The 20,324-nt window shown below is 61.0% G+C and carries 18 protein-coding genes; 9 read left to right on the top strand and 9 right to left on the bottom strand.

Going from position 1 to position 20,324, the window contains the following annotated elements; genetic code table 11:
• Positions 1 to 84: 84 nt before the first annotated feature.
• A complete protein-coding gene (locus LQK83_RS10525; protein WP_230837370.1) occupies positions 85 to 1,383 on the bottom strand; it encodes an ATP-dependent nuclease in 1,299 nt (432 codons plus the stop codon).
• An 87-nt stretch (positions 1,384 to 1,470) separates the two neighbouring features.
• A complete protein-coding gene (locus LQK83_RS21855) occupies positions 1,471 to 1,878 on the bottom strand; it encodes an AAA family ATPase (protein ID WP_442966735.1) in 408 nt (135 codons plus the stop codon).
• A gap of 876 nt (positions 1,879 to 2,754) precedes the next feature.
• Between LQK83_RS21855 and recR the strand changes: the two genes are divergently transcribed.
• Together recR and LQK83_RS10515 are read left to right on the top strand one after the other, a co-directional pair.
• Entirely contained in the window at positions 2,755 to 3,360 is a 606-nt protein-coding gene (gene recR, locus LQK83_RS10520; RefSeq protein WP_109856426.1) for a recombination mediator RecR, read from the top strand.
• 130 nt (positions 3,361 to 3,490) lie between these two features.
• Positions 3,491 to 4,759, top strand: coding sequence for a lytic murein transglycosylase (locus LQK83_RS10515; RefSeq protein WP_230837369.1), 1,269 nt, complete (start codon positions 3,491 to 3,493; stop codon positions 4,757 to 4,759).
• A gap of 9 nt (positions 4,760 to 4,768) precedes the next feature.
• On the opposite strand, the gene LQK83_RS10510 is transcribed toward LQK83_RS10515, so the two are convergent.
• Positions 4,769 to 5,206: a metallopeptidase family protein gene (locus LQK83_RS10510; protein WP_230837368.1), complete on the bottom strand. Its 438-nt coding sequence runs from the start codon at positions 5,204 to 5,206 to the stop codon at positions 4,769 to 4,771.
• A 267-nt stretch (positions 5,207 to 5,473) separates the two neighbouring features.
• On the opposite strand from LQK83_RS10510, the gene LQK83_RS10505 reads away from it, so the two are divergent.
• The 7 genes from LQK83_RS10505 (at position 5,474) to bfr (ending at position 14,302) form a co-directional block, all read left to right on the top strand.
• Positions 5,474 to 6,385: an ImuA family protein gene (locus tag LQK83_RS10505; RefSeq protein ID WP_230837367.1), complete on the top strand. Its 912-nt coding sequence runs from the start codon at positions 5,474 to 5,476 to the stop codon at positions 6,383 to 6,385.
• Positions 6,270 to 7,832, top strand: coding sequence for a Y-family DNA polymerase (locus LQK83_RS10500; protein ID WP_442966742.1), 1,563 nt, complete (start codon positions 6,270 to 6,272; stop codon positions 7,830 to 7,832). Before LQK83_RS10505 ends, LQK83_RS10500 begins: the two co-directional genes overlap by 116 nt.
• Entirely contained in the window at positions 7,829 to 11,224 is a 3,396-nt protein-coding gene (locus tag LQK83_RS10495) for an error-prone DNA polymerase (RefSeq protein ID WP_230837366.1), read from the top strand. Before LQK83_RS10500 ends, LQK83_RS10495 begins: the two co-directional genes overlap by 4 nt.
• 117 nt (positions 11,225 to 11,341) lie before the next feature.
• Entirely contained in the window at positions 11,342 to 11,941 is a 600-nt protein-coding gene (gene pncA / locus LQK83_RS10490) for a bifunctional nicotinamidase/pyrazinamidase (protein WP_230837365.1), read from the top strand.
• Between the two features lie 19 nt (positions 11,942 to 11,960).
• Positions 11,961 to 13,265: a nicotinate phosphoribosyltransferase gene (gene pncB, locus LQK83_RS10485; RefSeq protein ID WP_230837364.1), complete on the top strand. Its 1,305-nt coding sequence runs from the start codon at positions 11,961 to 11,963 to the stop codon at positions 13,263 to 13,265.
• Positions 13,266 to 13,411: 146 nt separating this feature from the next.
• Positions 13,412 to 13,717: a (2Fe-2S)-binding protein gene (locus tag LQK83_RS10480; RefSeq protein WP_230837363.1), complete on the top strand. Its 306-nt coding sequence runs from the start codon at positions 13,412 to 13,414 to the stop codon at positions 13,715 to 13,717.
• A gap of 99 nt (positions 13,718 to 13,816) precedes the next feature.
• On the top strand, positions 13,817 to 14,302 hold the full coding sequence (gene bfr / locus LQK83_RS10475; protein WP_230837362.1) for a bacterioferritin: 486 nt from the start codon (positions 13,817 to 13,819) through the stop codon (positions 14,300 to 14,302).
• A gap of 16 nt (positions 14,303 to 14,318) precedes the next feature.
• Here the strand turns inward: bfr and LQK83_RS10470 are convergent, their stop codons facing one another.
• The 6 genes from LQK83_RS10470 to rlmH all read right to left on the bottom strand — a co-directional run bounded on the left by LQK83_RS10470 (position 14,319) and on the right by rlmH (position 20,311).
• Positions 14,319 to 15,143, bottom strand: a complete 825-nt coding sequence (locus LQK83_RS10470; RefSeq protein ID WP_230837361.1) for an alpha/beta fold hydrolase — start codon at positions 15,141 to 15,143, stop codon at positions 14,319 to 14,321.
• Positions 15,144 to 15,211: 68 nt separating this feature from the next.
• A complete protein-coding gene (locus LQK83_RS10465) occupies positions 15,212 to 15,730 on the bottom strand; it encodes an RNA pyrophosphohydrolase (protein WP_230837360.1) in 519 nt (172 codons plus the stop codon).
• Positions 15,731 to 15,739: 9 nt separating this feature from the next.
• Entirely contained in the window at positions 15,740 to 16,933 is a 1,194-nt protein-coding gene (locus tag LQK83_RS10460) for a divergent polysaccharide deacetylase family protein (protein ID WP_230837359.1), read from the bottom strand.
• Between the two features lie 69 nt (positions 16,934 to 17,002).
• The gene (locus tag LQK83_RS10455) at positions 17,003 to 18,325 is read right to left on the bottom strand and encodes a S41 family peptidase (RefSeq protein ID WP_230837358.1); all 1,323 of its coding nucleotides are present in this window, start codon (positions 18,323 to 18,325) and stop codon (positions 17,003 to 17,005) included.
• Complete coding sequence (locus LQK83_RS10450) at positions 18,315 to 19,640, bottom strand: murein hydrolase activator EnvC family protein (protein ID WP_442966741.1); 1,326 nt, start codon at positions 19,638 to 19,640, stop codon at positions 18,315 to 18,317. The genes LQK83_RS10455 and LQK83_RS10450 overlap by 11 nt, the downstream gene beginning before the upstream one ends.
• Before the next feature lie 188 nt (positions 19,641 to 19,828).
• Entirely contained in the window at positions 19,829 to 20,311 is a 483-nt protein-coding gene (gene rlmH, locus LQK83_RS10445; RefSeq protein WP_230837356.1) for a 23S rRNA (pseudouridine(1915)-N(3))-methyltransferase RlmH, read from the bottom strand.
• Positions 20,312 to 20,324 lie beyond the last annotated feature (13 nt).

Below are 20,324 nucleotides of genomic sequence, written 5' to 3'. Positions count from 1 at the left end.
GAAGCCGATTGGCTAAGCAGGCTTGGTGAGGGGTGTTGCGACCTCGCGAATACGAACCGCCGGATGAGAGATCGTCCGGCGGTTTTATTTTCCGTCGACCAGTTCGCAAACGTAATCAGTGAGAGATTTCAGCGAGTTCGGGTTATTTTCGAGAGTATGCTTGAGCAGGAAGAGGCTATCGGCCTTCTTGTTGAAGGTTACCCGTTGTTCCGAAAGTGCTTTGCAGGTTTCCCCGATCAGTTTCGCCGCATCCACCTTCTCAAGCCATGCTTCACTTGACAGGTCGCCGTTCCATTCAGAAATAGAAAACTTGGGTGACGCCGCAAGTTCTGTTAATTTGCTCGAAACCAGCTCAGATGTGTGGCTCTCGTTCGATTGCCCGTCCTTCTCGTTGAGAAACGCAGTAATGGCGGATGGATCGAGGAGATAGCATTCGAAGTGTCGGCGGGGCAGAAAGTGCATTCTGCCCTTCGACTCTTTTCGCATGTCCTCCTTTTCGGCTTCGGAGAGTTGTTCGCTGTCGAAGCCAAATTTGACGGATTTGACGAGAGGCGAACCAGTTGAGCTAAGACGCTCGTAAATCTCTCCCACAAGCTGCCGATCTCTCTTTTTTCTGCTTAGGTCGCCTGTCGCAACAACAGAGATGAATGCTGTTCCTGGTGGAAGCGTTTTGTTTGTCGAGCGGGAGTAGACGAGGGGAAAGCAAAGCTCTTCGGTTGGCCCTTCCACCCATATGACGTTATCGGCAGCGAAGACGTCGGCCATTGATATTCCTAGGTGGTCTGCCACCTCGCGGAAATCTTCCACTTGGTTGAGGTTCAGCTTATGGACCGTCGACTCATATCCTGATCGTTTTACGAGATGGACCGTGCTGGGGTTACTGAAGCTGATGACCTCGGGAGAATGTGTTGAAATGATGTATTGATGTTGGTTGTATTCGGTTTGCAAAATCCGAAGTAAGGTTTTGACTGCAGCTGGGTGAAGGAAGCTGTTGATTTCATCAATGACAATAACTGCATCTTCAATAGTCATTATTGCAGTAAGTATCGCGATGACTTGAGCCACGCCAGTGCCGCTGTTGTTTAGAGGGAAGCTTAGCTCTCTGCGAGGCATTGCGATGGTTGGCCATATGCGTACCTCAATGTTCCCGTTGTTGAAGACGGGGCCGACGCTCAAGTTTCCAACTGTGGGGAAAACTTCGCGAATATGTTGTACCAGTTTGTTGAATGTGTCGCCTCGTTCGCCTTGTAGCGTTAAAAGGACGGATGGTAGATTGTTTGCGTTTTCTGTGAGTCTCTCGGCGTGAGCGTGCGCAGATTCCCCAATAGACATTCTTTCTGCATTGAAACAGAAAGTGTTCTGTTGTGTTACATAGACGGCCACAGATCTTGGCTCGTAAGGACTGTCCCCTGCAGCTGATTCGTGTACTATATATCCTTCTTTTGACCTGACGGAGATGTAATTTACAAATTAATTTCCTTTTTCGTCTTGAAGCGAGATCCTCGGCCCTTCGTTTGCATTTTTAATTATTTTGGCTATTATTTTTCCCGATGAAAATGTATTAGAAAGATATATATCTATATTTTCGTGTGAAGGAACCGTTATTACGTTAATTATATTCCGAAGTAGTATTTTCTTGTATTCGATTCCCTTTATCTCTAACTTCAGGGTAGAGCTTGGAAGTGGCAGATTATGGTTTTCCCATTGATAAACTGAACGATTGCGGTCGTCTTTCAGGATTGGTTGGAGCGCTCGAAGCAACGAGCTTTTACCGGAGTTATTCTGACCCACAATTAGATTGATTCCGTCCGAGAATTCGATTTCTCCGGAGTCTCTGAAAGATTGAAATCCTGTAATTTGGAGCGTGGAGATTTTCATTGGTGCTTGCTTCTGTGTCCGAGTTTGCAGCATTTTGTGTCTATGTTGCTAATTCCGCAAGGTGCACTTTTGGATTGCGTAGACTATCCGATGGTTTATTTATGATGGTATTTTCATAGAAACTTCATCCCCCAATTTCCCCGCTCCCCAAACCTGCCTCATCATACTCCCGTCCCATCACGGATACACCGCAGGGCGCTGCGGCGAGGTGGGGCCGGTTCCGGGTTCGAGGGTCAGACGCAAGCTCTCGGATATTCGCCCCCGCAAGGGTGGTGGATGGAGGGTTCGGTTGTCAGATCGGACACTTGCCGGCGCGTGACGAGAGACGGTGACCCGGAGGGCAAGCGGAGGCAGGCCGCACCCGAAGCGCTGGCCTGGCCAGCATAAACCACAACGGTCCACTGCCAGTAGCCTCACTTGACCGGGATGGCTCGTGAGGACGGACCGGGCGTTGAGATCCAAGTTCGTCACGTGACAAGGACTGAAACGGGGCGTCTGGGACGCCATATTATCTATTTACTTACGAGGTGTTGCAGACGCCCCGGCCGGTTACTCGCGAAGAGTAATCAGAGAATGACGCGTAACCCGGAGGCGAAGTGCCTGCCGGGCTTTTGGTGCGCGCTGCGAAGACCCCCTCTGGCTGCCGCCATCTCCCCCACAAGGGGGGAGACGGACAGAGGCACTGCGCTGCTTCACTTGAACGACATGGGTGCCGTGAAGGCCAGGATGATTGGGGCGGATGAGGGCGCGGCAGGGTCTCCCTCCCCTTGTGGGGAGGGTGGGGAGGGGTCTTTTGCAGGGCACAGGGCTGAATTGTCCGAGGAAACCACCGCCCCGCTGTTTTCAAGAATCACCCCATCCACTACATAAGGTGCCATGGCAAAGCGTGTGACCGGACCGGAAATCGAGAAACTCATTCAGTTGCTGGCGAAGGTGCCGGGGCTGGGGCCGCGCTCGGCGCGGCGGGCTGCCCTTCATCTCGTCAAGAAGAAGGACCAGCTGATGGCACCGCTGGCCCATGCGATGGGCGAGGCGGTCGTGAAGGTCGGCGTCTGTTCGCGCTGCGGCAATGTCGACACCTCCGATCCCTGCACCGTGTGCACCGACCCGACGCGCGACCATTCCGTCATCATCGTGGTGGAAGATGTCGCCGATCTCTGGGCGCTGGAGCGGGCGGGTGCGATGAATGCGGCCTATCACGTGCTCGGCGGGACGCTCTCGCCGCTCGATGGCGTCGGGCCGGACGATCTCAACATCCGCGCGCTGGTCGATCGCGTGGCCGAGGGCGGCGTGCGCGAGGTGATCATCGCCGTCAACGCCACCGTCGAGGGCCAGACCACGGCGCATTACATTACCGATCGTCTGGCCGGTCTCGAGGTCAAGATCAGCCGGCTGGCTCATGGCGTGCCGGTGGGCGGCGAGCTGGACTATCTTGATGAGGGCACGCTGACGGCAGCGCTCAGGGCGCGGACGGCGATTTGAGTTTTCCGAAGGGAGTATGGGCTTGATGATGAGCGTTTTCATGCGTGGCAAAGACCCCTCCCCAACCCTCCCCACAAGGGGGAGGGGGAGTGACCGCCGTGCCACATCCGTCTCCCCCCTTGTGGGGGAGATGGCGGCAGCCAGAGGGGGAATCCTTGCTCGGACAATCGCGACTCTAGGAATCCTTTCCTCCCTCCTCTTCGCCCAACCCGCGCTTGCCCTCGACAAGCCCGCCGTCGAAGCCCAATTCCGCGCCTGGCTTGAAAAAACCGTCTGGCCGGAGGCTGAGAAGAACAAGGTGCCGCGCGAGACGTTCGATGCCGCCTTCAAGGGCGTGACGCTCAACTGGTCGCTCCCCGATCTCGTGCCGCCGGGCGAAAAGCCGCCGCCGGAGCAGAAGCAGAGCCAGGCGGAGTTTTCGACGCCTGCCCCTTACTTTGACGACAAGAAGATGGCTGCCTTCGCGCTGAAGGGCCAGCAGCTGGTGGCGCAGCATATGAGCCTGCTCAAGCGTCTGGAAAAGACCTATGGCGTGCCGGGCGACATCATTCTGGCGCTCTGGGGTCGCGAGACCGGCTACGGTGCGGCTGCCTCGCCCTATCCGGCCATGCAGGTTCTGGCGACCAAGGCCTTCATGTCGACCCGCAAGGACCTTTTCCTCAAGGAGCTGGTCGCCGCGCTGCAGATTTCGGCCGTCGACAAGATCGATCCTAAGACGATGAAAAGCTCCTGGGCCGGCGCCATGGGCCAGCCACAGTTCATGCCCTCGAGCTTCCTGCAATATGCGGTGGATTTCGATGGCGACAAGAAGGTCGATATCTGGAATTCGGTCCCGGACGCGCTTGCCTCGATCGCCAATTACATGGCGCAGAAGGGCTGGCAGCGCGGACGCGGCTGGGGTGTCGAGGTCACGGTTCCCGACAGCGTGTCCTGCGCCCAGGAAGGGCCGGACAAGGCAAAGCCGATCGCGAAATGGGTGGCCGAGGGCATCAAGCGCGTCGATGGCAAGCCGTTTTCAGCCGCCGAGCTCAAGGCAGACGGCCTGATGATGATGCCGGCCGGGCGCTTCGGACCGGCCTTCATCGTCACGCCGAATTTCTACGTGCTGAAGGAATATAACAATTCCGACCTCTATGCGCTCTATGTCGGCAATCTCGCCGACCGCATCGTCAATCCCCGCGCCGGCGCCTTTGCCGGCAAATGGGGCGATGTCGGCAAGATGCTGCGCTCCGACGTGCAGGCCATGCAGGAGGCGCTGGTCAAAAAGGGTTACGACGTCGGCAAGGTCGATGGCCTGCCCGGCTACAAGACGCGGCGCTCCATCGGCGATTTCGAGGCGAAGAACGGGCTGAAGCAGACCTGCTATCCGGACGTGGCGCTTAAGGCGAAGCTGAAGTAACGACGGATTTCAGCTCGTCCGCATCTCGTCGGCGCGGTCTTCGATCGCCTGCATGTCGTCATCCGACAGGCCGAAATGGTGGCCGATTTCGTGGATCAGAACATGGGTGATGATGTCGCCCAGCGTCTCCTCGTTCTCGGCCCAATAGTCGAGGATCGGGCGGCGATAGAGCAGGATCCTGTTCGGCATGTCGCCGCTCTCGACCGAGAAACGCTCCGTGAGGCCGCGTCCCTCGAAGAGACCCAGCAGATCGAAGGGCGTTTCCAGCGCCATGTCCTCGAAGACGTCGTCGTCGGGAAACTCGGCCAGTTCGATGATCAGGTTGCCCGTGAGCATGCGGAATTCCTCCGGCAGATGGCTGAAGGCCTCCTGCGCGAGTGATTCCATTGCTTCCATGGAGGGCGAGTAGCGATCACGCCAGTCGTCCGACCTGTCGATATTGGCCATGAGTTCCCTTTCTAGCGCATCGGCGCGAAAATCGTCATCGATTTTCGCAAAGCACGATGCGTAGACTCAATACAGAGAGCGTCCTTTGTGCGTCCTTGCGGAGGCAAGGCGCTCTTTTGACCCATATAGAGATTCGGCGCACGCATTTCGAGGTGTTTCTCGCGTCAGGGTTAAATCAGGAATAAATTCTTATATGTGACCCGTTGACTCTTTCGGCAAGCTCTGGAATCCATAGGAACATAACAGGAACAATTTGGAGTGAACGCCATGGCAAATGCCGCTTTGGCGAAGGCGAACCTGCATGCCTTGCGTCAGGTCGTCGCCGCGATTGAAGAAGGCCGCCAGCATACCGGAAAGCTGGAAGAGACGTCAGCGCGCGACGAGGTGGCGGGGCGGCTGGCGCTGGGGGTCGAGGCCTTCGATGCCCGGCTGGAGGGCGGATTGCCGGTCGCCGGGCTTTGCGAATTGCGCGCGGCTTTGACCATGGATGCGGGTGCGGCCACCGGCTTTGCGCTGGCGCTTTCTTCGCTCGTGCAGGAACGGCTGCGGCCTGAGCGGCCGATCCTCTGGATTTCCGAGCGGGAGGCGGGGCGCGAAGCCGGCCTTGCCCATGCCGCCGGTCTCGTCAGCTTCGGCATTGTGCCGTCGAGCCTCATCACCGCCCATCCGCGCCGGATAGAGGAGGCGCTGTGGGTGGCTGAATCCGCGCTGCAGACGGAGGCGTTTTCGGCGGTCGTGCTGGAAGTGCGCGGCAATCCGGCCAAGTTCGGGCTGACCGAAAGCCGGCGGCTGCATCTGAAGGCGCGGGAGGCGCGCCTGCCGCTCCTGCTGCTGCGCCAGGCGGGCGAGGAGGAGGCAAGCTCCGCCCAGCTGCGCTTTCTCGTGGAAGCAGCGCCTGCCGGCCTTCGCCGCATCGGCCGCTATTCGGCGCCCGGCACGATCGGCCATCCCGCCTTTCGCATCACCGTCGAAAAAAGCCGCAACCCCGCACCCTTTGCCTTCGTCATGGAGTGGAACGCCGATGACCGTCAATTTTACCCCACCGGACACCGCAGCCTCTCCGATGCTGTTCACGCATCTGGGGCAGCGCATCCTCACCGTTCTCCTGCCGCGCCTGCCGACAGACCGGATCGCGCGGCTGAGATGGGGCGCATCCTGGCGTTCAGCCGGGCGTCCTGAACATCCGCCGGTCGTCATCTCGGCGCGCATCCGCAATGCCATGCGGATCGCTGCCCTTGACGAATTGGCCGCGCGGGTCGGCTTGCGGCTCGGACAAGGGATCGCTGAAGCGCGGGCCTGCCTGCCGGATCTCGATGTCATCGAGGCGGAGCCTAACGCCGATGCGCGGCTGCTGGCGAGCCTTGCCGACTGGTGCGGGCGCTATACGCCGCTCGTGGCTCTTCATGGCGACAACGCGCTCTTTCTCGACGTGACCGGCTGCTGTCATCTCTTCGGCGGCGAGCGGGCGCTGTTCGATGATCTGGCAGCACGGCTCTTTCACATGGGCTTCGAGGCGCGGCTCGCCCTTTCCGCGACGCCGGGTCTCTCCTATGCCATGGCTCTTGCCGGGCGTTGCACGGTGCTACCGACAGGCGAAGAGGCCGCCATGCTGCGCGGCCTGCCGCTGGCGGCGCTGCGGTTGGAGGCGGCCACGCTGGACGGACTTGCTCAGGCCGGTTTGAAGCGGGCGGGCGATATCATGGACCTGCCGCGCGCGCCGCTTGCCCGCCGCTTCGGACCGGATGTGCTCACCCGGCTCGATCAGGCGCTGGGCCGCGAGGGTGAGCCGGTGTCGCCACGCCTGCCGGTCGCCGCCCTCTCCGCCGAGCGGCAGCTGGCCGAGCCGGTGACGGGCGAGGAGGATATTCTGGCGCTCGCTCAGCATCTCGGCGGCAATCTCGGGGAGACGCTGACGCAACGCGGTCTCGGCGGGCTCAACTTCGCGCTGACGCTCTACCGGGTCGATGGCAAGGTCGTTTCGATTGCCGTCCGCGCCCCGGCGCCGCTAAAATCGGCCGCCCGGATTGCCGGGCTTTTCCGTGAGCGCCTTGCTGCCATTCACGACGATTTCGACGCCGGTTACGGGTTCGAGACGATACGGCTTTCAGTGCTGACGACCGGGCCGCTTGATCCGGTGCAGCCGGATTTCGCCAGCGTCGGACGCTCCGATCTGTCGCTGGATGATTTCGTCGGCAAGGTCGAGGCGCGACTGGGCGGCGGCGTCATCCGCGTCCCTGTCCTGAATGAGAGCCATATTCCCGAACGCGCCTCCGTGCTTGCCCCTTTCAGCCGTGATCTGATGGACGGATCGCCTGCGGCCGCTTGGCCGGTGCGCCCTCGTCCAATGCGGCTTTTTCCCCATCCCGAGCCGGTGGAGGCCATCGCCGAAGTGCCGGAAGGGCCGCCGATCACCTTTCGATGGCGGCGCACCTTCCATCGTGTCAGCCGCGCCGAGGGGCCGGAGCGGATCGAGGCGGAATGGTGGATTGACGGCGAGGCCGCACACCCGCGCGACTATTTCCGCATCGAGGATCAGGGCGGACGGCGCTTCTGGCTCTATCGCGAGGGGCTTTATGGGGTGGGGGCGCTGCCGCCGCGCTGGTTCATGCATGGGGTCTTCGCATGACCTCTCTCTTTCCCGAGCCTGCCTTTCCGGAACTGGGCGCGCGCAGCAATTTCTCCTTTCTGGAAGGTGCGTCCCATCCGGAAGAGATGGTGAAGGCGGCGAAAGTCGCGGGGCTCTCAGGGTTGGGGCTTGCCGACCGCAACACGGTGGCGGGCGTCGTCCGGGCGCATCTTGCCGCCAAGGAGGCTGGCTTTGCCTATCGCCCCGGCGCCCGCCTCGTCTTCAGCGACGGAACACCGGATATTCTGGCCTATCCGGTTGATCGTCCTGCCTGGGGCCGGCTCTGCCGCATGCTGAGCGCCGGAAACCTGCGCGCCGAAAAAGGAACCTGCCGGCTTTTCGAATCCGATCTCATGGAATGGGGCGAGGACTTGATGTTGATCGTCCTGCCGCCGGACGATCAGGAAAATGATCCACTGTCGGCGCTTTTGTCTCGCCTCAAGAACCGCTTCGGCAATGCTGTGCATCTGGGCCTTTCGGCATGTTACGATGGCAATGACCGGCTGAATTTCGGCTGGCTTTCGGCGCTGGCGGAAAGTTGCGGTGTCGCTCCCGTCGCGCTGAACCAGCCCTTCTATCACGACGTTGCACGCCGACCTCTTGCCGATATCGTGGCTGCCATTCGCCATCGGGTGAAGGTGGCGGATGCTGGTTTCCTGCTGGCCGCCAATGCCGAGCGGCATTTGAAGGGGCCCGCGGAGATGGCGCGCATCTTCCGCGATTATCCCCAGGCCATGGTCAATGCGCAAAGCTTCTTCGCGCGGCTGCACTTCTCGCTCGATGAGCTGAAATATCAATATCCTGAGGAATCCTTTCCCGGCGAAACACCGAGCGAGACACTGCGTCGGCTGGCTTGGGAGGGGGCGGCGGAGCGCTATCCGGATGGAGTTCCTGAAAAGGTTGCGGATCAGATCGAGCATGAGCTTACGATCATCGCAGACCTTGAATACGAGCCTTACTTTCTCACGGTACGCAATCTCGTCCACTTTGCTCGCTCTCGCGATATTCTCTGCCAGGGACGGGGCTCGGCGGCCAATTCCACTGTCTGTTTCTGCATCGGCATCACCGAGGTCAATCCCAATCTGACGGACCTTCTGTTCGAACGTTTCATCTCGCCCGAACGTCGCGAGCCGCCCGATATCGATGTCGACTTCGAACATGAGCGGCGCGACGAGGTCATTCAATATATCTACGAACGTTACGGGCGCGAGCATGCCGGGCTTGCCGCCGCGGTGACGACATATCGTGCACGGTCGGCGGGGCGGGAGACGGCCAAGGCGCTCGGGTTTTCGGAGGATGTTCAGTCGGCGCTATCCGGGGCGATCTGGGGCTGGTCGACCAAGGAGTTGAGCGAACGTGAGGCGCGCGCTGCCGGTCTCGACATCCGCGATCCGCTGACGCGGCGGGTGCTCGACCATGCCTCGACCCTCATGGGTTTTCCGCGTCATCTCACGCAGCATTCCGGCGGTTTCGTCATCACGCGCGACCGGCTTGACGAGGTGGTTCCGATCATGCGCACGGCAATGGATGGGCGCACCATGGTCGAGTGGGACAAGGACGATCTCGACGCCCTTAATATTCTGAAGATTGATGTTCTTGCACTGGGCATGCTGACCTGCATCGCCAAGGCCTTCAAACTTCTCGAAAATCATTACGAGCTGCCGCTGACGCTCGCCTCCATGAAGAAGGAGGAGCAGTTCGTGTATCAGATGGCGAGCCGTGCCGACACGATCGGTGTCTTCCAGATTGAAAGCCGCGCGCAGATGTCCATGCTGCCGCGACTCAAGCCGAAGGAGTTTTACGACCTCGTGATCGAGGTGGCGATCGTGCGGCCGGGACCGATCCAGGGCGGCATGGTGCATCCCTATCTGAAACGACGACAGAGGCTCGAAAAGGTTACGTATCCAAAGGAGGAGCTACGCGCGGTTCTGGGGCGGACGCTCGGCGTCCCGCTTTTCCAGGAGCAGGCGATGAAGATCGCCATTGTCGCCGCCGGCTTCACGCCGGCCGAGGCCGACAAGTTGCGGCGCGCCATGGCAACCTTTCGCCGGCTTGGCACGATCCATGAATTCCGCCACAAGATGGTCTCCGGGATGGTGGCGAACGGTTACGAGGCCGAGTTCGCGCTACGCTGCTTCCAGCAGATCGAAGGGTTTGGGGATTATGGCTTTCCGGAAAGCCACGCGGCCTCCTTCGCGCTGCTCGTCTATGCTTCCTGCTGGCTGAAGGCGAAATATCCGGATGTGTTCTGCGCCGCGCTTTTGAACTCACAGCCCATGGGTTTTTACGCGCCGGCCCAGTTGGTCCGCGATGCGCGCGAACATGGTGTCGAGGTGCGGCCGGTGGATGTGAACCTTTCCGAGTGGAATTCAACGCTGGAAGAGGCCGTGTTCGATCCGCGACGCATCGCGCCGGCGCATCGATCCATGGTCGGGGTCATCGAGACGAGGCGGGCAGTGCGGCTCGGCTTTCATCAGGTCAAAGGTCTGGGCGAAGACGACATGAAAAAGCTCGTCGCCCATCGCGGCGACGGCTATCCGTCGATCCGGGCGCTCTGGCTGCGCTCGGGTCTGACGCGCAGCACGATCGAACGGCTGGCGGATGCCGATTGCTTCCGTTCCATGGGGCTCGACCGGCGGCAAGCGCTCTGGGAAGCCCGTGCGCTGGACGCAAAATCGGCGGCCGAGGCCATGCCCCTTTTCGAGGCTGCGAAGGCAAGAGCCGAATCTATTGACGGCATCCAGGCCGAGCCGCAGGTCCTTCTGCCGACGATGCGCGACAGCGAACATGTGGTGCAGGACTATCGCACCCTGACATTGTCTCTGAAGGCGCATCCGCTTTCCTTCCTGCGCGACAGGCTTTCCGCCATGGGCGTCGGGACATCGGAGCGGATCAAGACGTCGCCGAATGGCCGCCGTTTGACGGCGGCTGGTCTCGTGCTGGTGCGCCAGCGGCCGGGCACGGCCAAGGGGGTGATCTTCATGACGATGGAGGACGAGACCGGCGTACTGAATGTTATCGTCTGGCCGAAGGTGTTCGAGCGGTTCCGTCCGGTGGTCATGGGGGCGCGGCTGGTGAAGGTGCGCGGGCGATTACAGAGTGCCGAAGATGTGACGCATCTTGTGGCCGAGCATATCGAGGACATCTCGCCCCTGCTCGGGCTTCTTGAAGCGCAGGGGGCAGATCTCGAGAGCCTGGCCCGCGCGGACGAGGTGCGCAGGCCGGGCGTCGATCAGCGCGAACGTCGCAGCGAGGATCAGTGGCGACGCGGTGTTGCGCCGGATTCGGCATCCGGTTTCGAGCCGGGATCGGGGCCGCCCTTGCCGACCGCTCTGGTGCCGCGTCATGTCCCGGCGGCTGAGGTGATGCCCAAGGGGCGGAATTTTCATTGAACGCGCCTTGTGGCGAAAGGCGAACTGTGATTTCCCTTCGATACGCAAATTCAAAATGTTAGAGCGCTGTTGACGTTTCGTCAGGATCGGGCGCTCGATATGCCAATGGAGAGCGGCATGAGCGGCAAGGCGCTGATCGTTATCGATGTGCAGAACGATTTCTGCCCCGGCGGCAAACTCGCCGTGGCGGAGGGCGATGCAATCCTGCCGGCGGTCAACCGGTTGATCGGCGAATTCGACCATGTTGTGCTGACGCAGGACTGGCATCCCGCCGGACATTCCAGCTTTGCCACATCGCATCCGGGCGAGCACCCTTTCACGGATATCGACATGCCCTATGGCCGCCAGACCCTCTGGCCGGATCATTGCGTTCAGGGAACCGAGGGTGCGGCGTTTCACCCCGCTCTGGTCTGGACGAAGGCGGAGCTCGTGATCCGCAAGGGTTTCCGGTCGGACATCGACAGCTATTCGGCCTTCTTCGAAAACGACCACAAGACGCCGACAGGGCTTGGCGGTTATCTGAAGGAACGCGGCATCGATACGGTGACGCTGTGCGGGCTGGCGACGGATTATTGCGTTGCCTATTCCGCGCTCGATGCGGTCTCGCTCGGCTTCAAGGCGGATGTCCGGCTTGAAGCTTCGCGTGGCATCGATCTCGGCGGTTCCGTCGCCGCCATGATTGGCCGTATGCGTGAGGCTGGCGTTACCATCGCCTGATTGCTGCCGGGAGGGCATCATGACCAAGACCGATCTGGCGCGCCGCGTCTACAACCACGCCTGGAAGCTCGATCCGATCATCCGCAGTCTGCTCGACACGGATTTCTACAAGCTTCTGATGCAGCAGATGATCTGGCAGCAATATGACGACGTGAAGGTCGAGTTCTCGCTGATCAACCGGACGAAGACCGTCCGGCTTGCCGATGTCATCGATGAAGGCGAGCTGCGCGAGCAGCTGGATCATGCCCGCTCGTTGCGCTTCTCCAAGAAGGAGATGATCTGGCTGGCCGGCAACACGTTCTATGGCCGCAAGCAGATTTTCTCGCCGGATTTCCTGCAATGGCTGACCGACTTCCGCCTGCCGGAATACCAGCTTGAAAAGCGTGATGGTCAGTATGAGCTAACGTTTTCGGGGCCGTGGCGCGAGACGACGATGTGGGAAATTCCCGCCCTTGCCATCATCAATGAGTTGCGTTCGCGCGCGGCGCTGAAGGGTTTCGGTCGTTTCGAACTGGATGTGCTCTATGCCCGTGCCAAGGCGCGGATGTGGACGAAGGTCGAGGCGCTGAAGCAATATCCGGCGCTGCGCATCTCCGATTTCGGCACACGGCGGCGGCATTCGTTTCTCTGGCAGCGCTGGTGCGTCGAAGCCCTGAAGGAAGGAATCGGCGAAGGGTTTTCCGGTACGTCCAACGTGCTGCTCGCCATGGATACGGATCTCGAAGCGCTCGGCACCAATGCGCATGAGTTGCCGATGGTCGCCGCGGCGCTGGCCAAGACGGACGCCCAGCTGGCCTATGCGCCCTATCAGGTGCTTGAAGACTGGCGTCAGCTCTATGGCGGCAACCTGCTGATCGTGTTGCCGGATGCCTTCGGCACGGCCTCGTTCCTGCGCAACGCGCCGGACTGGGTGGCGGACTGGACCGGCTTCCGCCCGGACAGCGCCCCGCCAATCGAAGGCGGCGAGAAGATTATCGAATGGTGGGAAAAGAAGGGGCGCGATCCGCGCGGCAAGCTGCTGGTCTTTTCCGACGGTCTCGATGTCGAGACGATCATCAAGACCTACCGCCATTTCGAAGGCCGCGTGCGCATGAGCTTCGGCTGGGGTACCAATCTCACCAATGACTTCGCCGATTGCGCACCGCGCGATACGCCCGGCCTGCTGCCGATTTCGGTGGTCTGCAAGGTTTCACATGCCAATGGGCGTCCGGCCGTCAAGCTGTCCGACAATCCGCGCAAGGCGACAGGCGAGCCGGAGGAGGTTGAGCGTTACAAACGCTTCTTCGGCACCGAAGATTTTGCCGAACTCGAGCTGAAGGTCTAGGCAGCAAGTCCCACTGCCGCTGCGTTCATCAATTCGAACGCAGCGTTTACAAAAGGTCGCAGATTCAGCCCTTCATCTATCTTGACAACCAGTCTCCGGTTTTGATTAAAGTGGAGCCAAGAAGATAGGTTTAGAGAACGGTCGCCATGCTGGTCTGTAGCTGCAATTTCATCACCGACGCCGAGATCCGCGATGTCATCAACGCGTTTCTCGAAGAGGACTGCTGGCAGCTCATCGTTCCGGGCAAGGTCTATCACGCCATGCAGAAGCGGGGGCGCTGTTGCGGCTGTTTCCCCAATGTCGTCGACATCATCGTTTCCACAACGCAAGAGTTTCACCGCAAGCGCAATTTCGCGGATGAGAAGGTCGTTGATTTCATGGAACGGCTTCGCCGTTTCGAAGAAGAGCAGAAGACCGCGCTGCGTGAACGCCGCAATCCGCGTGTCGCGTGAATTTTGCCGCAAGATTTCCTCAAATAACTTGATAATCATCGCGCATTCCGATTCATTGAGATCGGGGCGGGATTATATTTACATCTTAAGGAGATGCTTATGAAGGGCGACAAGAAAGTCATCGAACGGCTGAACGAGGCGCTGTTCCTCGAACTGGGTGCTGTCAACCAGTACTGGCTGCATTATCGCCTTCTGGAGGATTGGGGCTATCTGAAGCTCGCCAAGAAGGAACGGGCCGAATCGATCGAAGAGATGCAGCATGCGGACAAGATCATCGCGCGTATCATCTTCCTCGAAGGCCATCCGAACCTGCAGACGGTCGCGCCGCTGCGTATCGGTCAGAATGTCAAGGAAGTGCTCAAGGCTGATCTCGCCGGCGAATATGACGCCCGCACCTCGTACAAGAAGTCACGCGAAATCTGTCACGACATTGGCGACTACGTCACAATGCAGCTCTTCGAAGGACTTTTGAGCGATGAGGAAGGTCATATTGACTTCCTCGAAACGCAGCTCGAGCTTCTCGAGAAGATCGGCGAAGAGCGTTATGGTCTGCTCAACGCCGCTTCCGCCGATGAAGCGGAATAACGCGTCTCGCGAGAGATCACTGTGACATGAATTCGGCCGTCGCGGCGTTGAACTGCGACGGCTTTTCCCATTGTGGCGTGTGGCCGCAACGGTCCAGCATGATGAGCCGCGAATTCGGCGTCAGCTTCTGTGCCTGAACCGAATGATCCGCAATCACCACGGCATCTTCGCGTCCCTGTATGAACAGGACGGGTGAGCGCAGCGACGAAAGCGTGGCGTGTGCGCGATCGACCATGGCCTGACGCTGGCCGCCGAGATCCGTCATCAGGCGCAGAGTGGCCAGAAATGCCTTCGCGCCATCGGGCTTGGCTACATTGCGGGTCACGAAGCCGCGAACATGGTCGGTCACGCAAGCCTGATCGAAGAAAATGATCTTCACCTGCTGGTCCGCCGCCGCCTTGCTCGGCTTATTCAGGATCTCCCCGATCAAGGGCAGGGTCATGAGGCGGAATGGCAGCGGAGAGCGGCGGCCGAGAGAAGCGGCTCCTGCAAGAATGATCCTCTGCGTTCGATCCGGGCGCTTGCCTGCCATCAGAACCGCGATCGCGCCGCCCATCGAATTGCCGGCAATGGAGACCGTGCCGACGCCGAGCGCGTCGAGGAAGCGCCAGCAAAACGCAACGAAGTCTGGCACGTCATAAGGCTGCCGGCCGAGATCGGAAAGGCCGTGACCGGGAAGGTCAACGGCTATCACGCGAAAGCGATCAGACAGGCCCTCCAGCTGCTTTTCCCAAAGTTCCAGCGAGCCGCCGATGCCGTGCAGGCAGAGCAGGACCGGTCCAGCGCCCTCGTCGCGGTACCGGATGTTGAAGCCATCGATGCGAATGGTGCGATCTTCCATGACGCCCTCTCCAAAATTGTTATCTTATATAACAATTAATCCGGCAGGGAAGTCAATTGCGCCGCGGGTCAGACCAGATGACGAAAGGCCGCGACGACCTTCAGGTAGACGTCTCGCTTGAAGGGAACGATGAGCCCGGGCAGCTCTTCCATGTGCTTCCATTCCCATGCGTCGAATTCCGCGGTGTGGCCGCCGGGCGGCGGATTGATGGCGATCTCGTCTTCCGAACCTTCGAAGCGAAAGGCGAACCAGCGCTGGGTCTGGCCCCGATATTTGCCCTTGAGGCCGATGCCGATCAGCTGCGAGGGCAGGTCGTAGTTGATCCATTCCGGCGCTTCGGCCAGCAGACTTGCCGTCTTGATGCCGGTTTCCTCGTAAAGCTCGCGCCAGGCGGCTTCCAGCGGCTCTTCCCCCTTGTCGATCCCGCCCTGCGGCATCTGCCAGAGCTGCGGCGAGCCGTCATATTCGGAATTCTCTTCCGGAATCCGGCGCCCGGCCCAGACGAGGCCCTCGCGGTTGAGCACCATCACGCCCACGCAGGGGCGATAGGGCAGGTCTTCCGCCCGGAGGATTTTCTGGTCTTTCATAGAGCTTGCTCAGTTCTTTGCAGGGGCATCATCCGCGAGTGCGGATACCCCGACGATTTCTATCCCGCGGCCTTGTGCATCGTCCACCCATTTCTTGATGGCCGAGATGCTTTCGTCGAAGCCCGCCGCGACCCCGATTGCGGAGCCGTTACGCGCGGCCATGCGCTCCAGGTCATCCAGCTTCTTGAGGATGGCGGTCTGATTGACATCGGTGTCGAGCGTGAGGCTCGCAAAGGCGTGCGGCATCGCCAGCGCGCCGGCCAGCTGGCCGCTCAGCGATTGCGCGGTTGACCCGTCGTCCAGGAACATCAGGCCGCGCCCGGCGATGTCGCGCATGATCGGCTCCAGAGCATCCGGATCGGCGAGAAACTTCCCGCCGAGATAGTTCATCACGCCGGTATAGCTGTCCATCCGCGCCATGTCCTGATGCAGGTTGGCGAGATTGGTCTTCGTGCCCTTGGACGTGACCAGCGTGCCGGGGCCGGGATTGTTATCCGGATAATCGAATGGCTCCATCGGAACCTGCAGCAATACCTCGTGGCCGTTGCGGCGGGCCTCCGGCACCCAGCGCGACAGGCTGTTGCCGTTGGCGGCGAAGGCCAGCGTCACTTCCTCGGGCAAATCGCGCACGGCGCGCATCGTACCGGTCTGGCTGATCCCGAGGCCCGACACGACGATGGCGATGCGCGTTCCGCGGGCGCCTGACCACGGCCGCGCATAGTAATCGAAGGGGCGAAGCCCGTTCGGGCCGATCTTGGGAAGCCGGCCTTCCGGCGTGTCTTCGATCAGGTCGAGATTGGGCAGGCCGGCGAGGCGGCGTTCCTGCGTCTTGCCATTGGTGATCACGACAGGGCCGGAGCCGTCGCGTGGCTTGGGCGAATAGGTGGTGACCACGGACCCATCTTCCATGGTCTGCTTCACCACATTGGCGCCGTCCTGCCCGCTGCCCTTGGACAGCGCGCTGACATTGGCTCCGGGATTGCCGCCGGGGTTTGCGGGCTTGGCGGCCGCTTCCTTCGGCGGCGCGGGCATGCGGGCGGCGGGAAGCTGTTCGCCATAGATCCACGGCCAGGCCGAGATGCCGCCAATCACGACAAGGCCGGCCAGCCAGCTCACCCCCGTCAGAATACGAGAGAAGGGGATGCCGCCTTTCGGCGTCCCCTTGCGATTCTGTCCGAGCGGCGCATGAAGGTCGCTATTCACGGAAAATCTTGCCTGGCTGGAAACTTTGCCCGAATGGCGGAATGAACCGCCGATCCGGGCAAGTCTGCATTACTTGGCCATCGTGACCTTGGTCGGGTCCGGCGGGAAGGACGGGTCGGTCTTCACGCCGCGCAGCAGGTCGAGCGCGTAATGAAGCTGGACGTCGTCCTTCGGATCCGGCGGCACATAGGCGATGGAGCCGGAGCCTTCAGTGGTCTCGCTCTGGCCCTTGATATGGCCGGAGAGGCTCGATTCGCCCTCGACCTCGACCTTGCCCTTGAGATCATCCGGAACCGGTTCTTCAACCTTGATGTCCGGCGTGATGCCAGTGCCCTGGATCGAGCGGCCCGACGGCGTGTAGTAAAGCGCGGTGGTCAGGCGCAGCGCGCCGTTGTCGCCGAGCTGGATGATCGTCTGGACAGAGCCCTTGCCGAAGGAGCGTGTGCCGAGAATGGTCGCACGCTTGAGATCCTGCAGAGCGCCGGAGACAATTTCCGAAGCGGAGGCCGTGCCGCCGTTGATCAGGACGATGATCGGCTTGCCGTGCGAGAGATCGCCTTCGGTGGCGTCGAAGCGGCGGGTTTCGCTCGGATCGCGGCCACGGGTGGAGACGATTTCGCCCTTGTTGAGGAAGGCGTCGGAGACGTCGATCGCCTGATCGAGCAGACCACCCGGGTTGAGACGAAGGTCGAGCACATAGCCCTTCAGCTTGTCGTCCGGCACCTGGGCCTGGATCTTGTCGATGGCCTTCTTCAGGTCGTCGAAGGTCTTTTCGGTGAAGGAAATGATGCGCAGATAGCCGACATCGCCTTCGACACGATACTTGACCGCCTGAACGGCGATGATGTCGCGCTTGACGGTGAATTCGAGCGGCTTGTCAGCGCCCTGGCGGATCACTTCGAGCTTGATCGGCTCACCGACCTTGCCGCGCATCTTTTCGACCGCCTGGTTGAGCGTCAAGCCGCGAACCTCGGTGCCATCGATCTTGGAAATATAGTCGCCGGAGAGGATGCCGGCCTTGGCGGCGGGCGTGTCTTCGATCGGCGTGACGACCTTGACGAGATCCTTGTCCATCGTGACTTCGATGCCGAGACCGCCGAATTCACCCTTGGTCTGGGTGCGCATGTCGGCTGCCTGCTCGGCATTCATGAAGCTCGAATGCGGATCGAGCGACGAGAGCATGCCATTGATGGCGGCTTCGATCAGCTTCTTGTCATCCGGCGGCGTCACATACTGGGCGCGAACCCGTTCGAACACATCGCCGAATACCGACAATTCCTTATAGGTCGAGTTGCCGGCGGCAGAGGCGGGAACGCCTGCCGAATAGATGACACTCATCGCCGTCGCGCCAGCCAGCGCACCCGCGACAAGAAGTGAAGCCTTACGTATCATTGCGAGCCTTTCCAATCTGAGGAGCGGTCCACCAGGGACGGGAATCAACCGGTTTGCCGTTCTGTCTGAATTCAATGTAAATGCTTGGCCTGTCCGTGACCAGCGCCAATGCAGCCGCACTGGCCACTCTTTTTTCACCCATGACCGCCAAAGGCTCGCCCGCCACCACGAACTGGCCCGGTCGGACGGAAACACGCCCCATGCCCGACATCACGACGTGATATCCGTCGCCGGGATTGAGGATGACCATCTGGCCGTAGCTGCGGAAAGGCCCGGCATAAACCACCCAGCCATCCGCCGGCGCGGTGACGACAGCGCCCGGCGCGGTTGCCAGCGTGAGGCCCAAGGCGACGTGTCCGGTTCCGTCCGGATCGCCGAAATTGCGCACCACGTCGCCCGCTGCCGGAAGCACCAGTTTGCCGGTCAACTTGGCAAAGGCATATGCGGGCGCAATACGGTTTTTATCGGGCGGCATCTGGCCGGGTGTGGCGCCCGCATTGGCCTGCGCCTTGGCGGCCGCATCGCGCACCGAGCCGATCTGGTCTTCCAGCGAGCCGATCAGATCCTGAAGGGTCGCCGCCTTCTTCGCCAGGTCTTCCGACTTTGCCCGCTCCTGCGCCAGCTGCTGTTCCGATGCGGCGGCGCTTTTCTCGTTTTCGGCGATCAGCAGGTTCATGCGCCGCTGTTCCTCGAGATTCGAGGTCATCAGCGTCGCAAGCGAAGCCCTTTCGTCATCGATCTTCTTGCGCGTTTCGGCGAGTTTGGCGAGATCCGCGACCAGCTTGTCTGTCTCGTGGCGGATGCCGGGCACGACCGCGCCCAGCAGAATGGCGCTGCGGACCGAGGATAGCGCATCTTCCGGTGTGACAAGAAGCGCCGGCGGCGGGTTGCGGCCCATGCGCTGCAGCGCGGCCAGCACTTCGGCCAGCAGACCGCGTCGATCGTGCAGCGAGGCCTTGGCGATCGTTTCTTCGGTCCTGAGCTTCGACAGCGATTTCTCGCCCTCGGCGATCCTCGTCTCCAGCTCCTTGCGGCGGGTGGCGGACACGACCAGCGCATCGCGGATCCCGGCCGTGTTCTGCTTGAGGTCGGAGATCCCCTTCTTCAGCGTCTCGACACGCTCATCGGAGAGGGTGATCGTTTTGGAAAGCGCTTCCAGTTCCTGGCGCGTCGCCTCGCGGCGGGCGGCGAGATCAGCGGTCGGGTCGGCGGGTGCAGGGGGCTGGCCGGCTGCGGCATCGCCCGGCGGATGATCCTGCTTCGGCGCGGTGGCCGCATCCTGTGCGCCTGACGTCTGGATGTCGACCGGGGCCATGACCAGAACGAGAGCAAGGACCGGCAGAAGAACAAGCGGAGACGCGGCGCGGCGCGCCTTTGCTGCTCCTCGTGTCGCCCGTCTTGCTGTCATGAGACCTGTGTCGCTCCCGGCCCGTTTATCCGCCGCAGAACATAAAGAGCCAACCCTTCGGCAAGCTTGTGCAGGTCGATTGTGACGGAAGTCGGTCACGCCCGGTGATAGGGGTGGCCGGACAGGATGGTGACGGCGCGGTAGAGCTGTTCGGCGGCCATGATGCGCACCAGCTGGTGCGGCCAGGTCATCTTGCCGAAACAGATTTGGGAGTCCGCGCGGGAGACGAGGTCCGGATCGAGCCCGTCCGCGCCGCCGATCGCGATCATCAGGTCGCGCTTGCCGTCGTCGCGATAGCGGCCGATGAGGCTGGCGAAATCCTCCGAGCCCAGCGCCTTGCCGCGCTCGTCGAGCAGAATAAGGACAGAGCCGTCCGGCAATGCCTTTTCAAGCATCGCGGCTTCTTCGCGTTTGCGACCTTCCGGCTGCGGCAGGCGGCTTTCCTGGACTTCGAAAACGCGGGAGAATTCAAGGCCGATGGCAGGACCGGCCTTTGCGAAACGGTCGAGATAACGCGCCGCAAGATCCTTCTCCGGTCCGGCCTTGAGCCGTCCCACAGCGAAAAGTCCAACCCGCATGCACCCACCTCAC

This window comes from Rhizobium sp. C1 (assembly GCF_021026335.1).
Classification (GTDB): Bacteria; Pseudomonadota; Alphaproteobacteria; order Rhizobiales; family Rhizobiaceae; genus Ensifer_A.
Note: the sequence above shows the minus strand (reverse complement) of the source record. Positions and strands in the feature narration are given on the sequence as shown.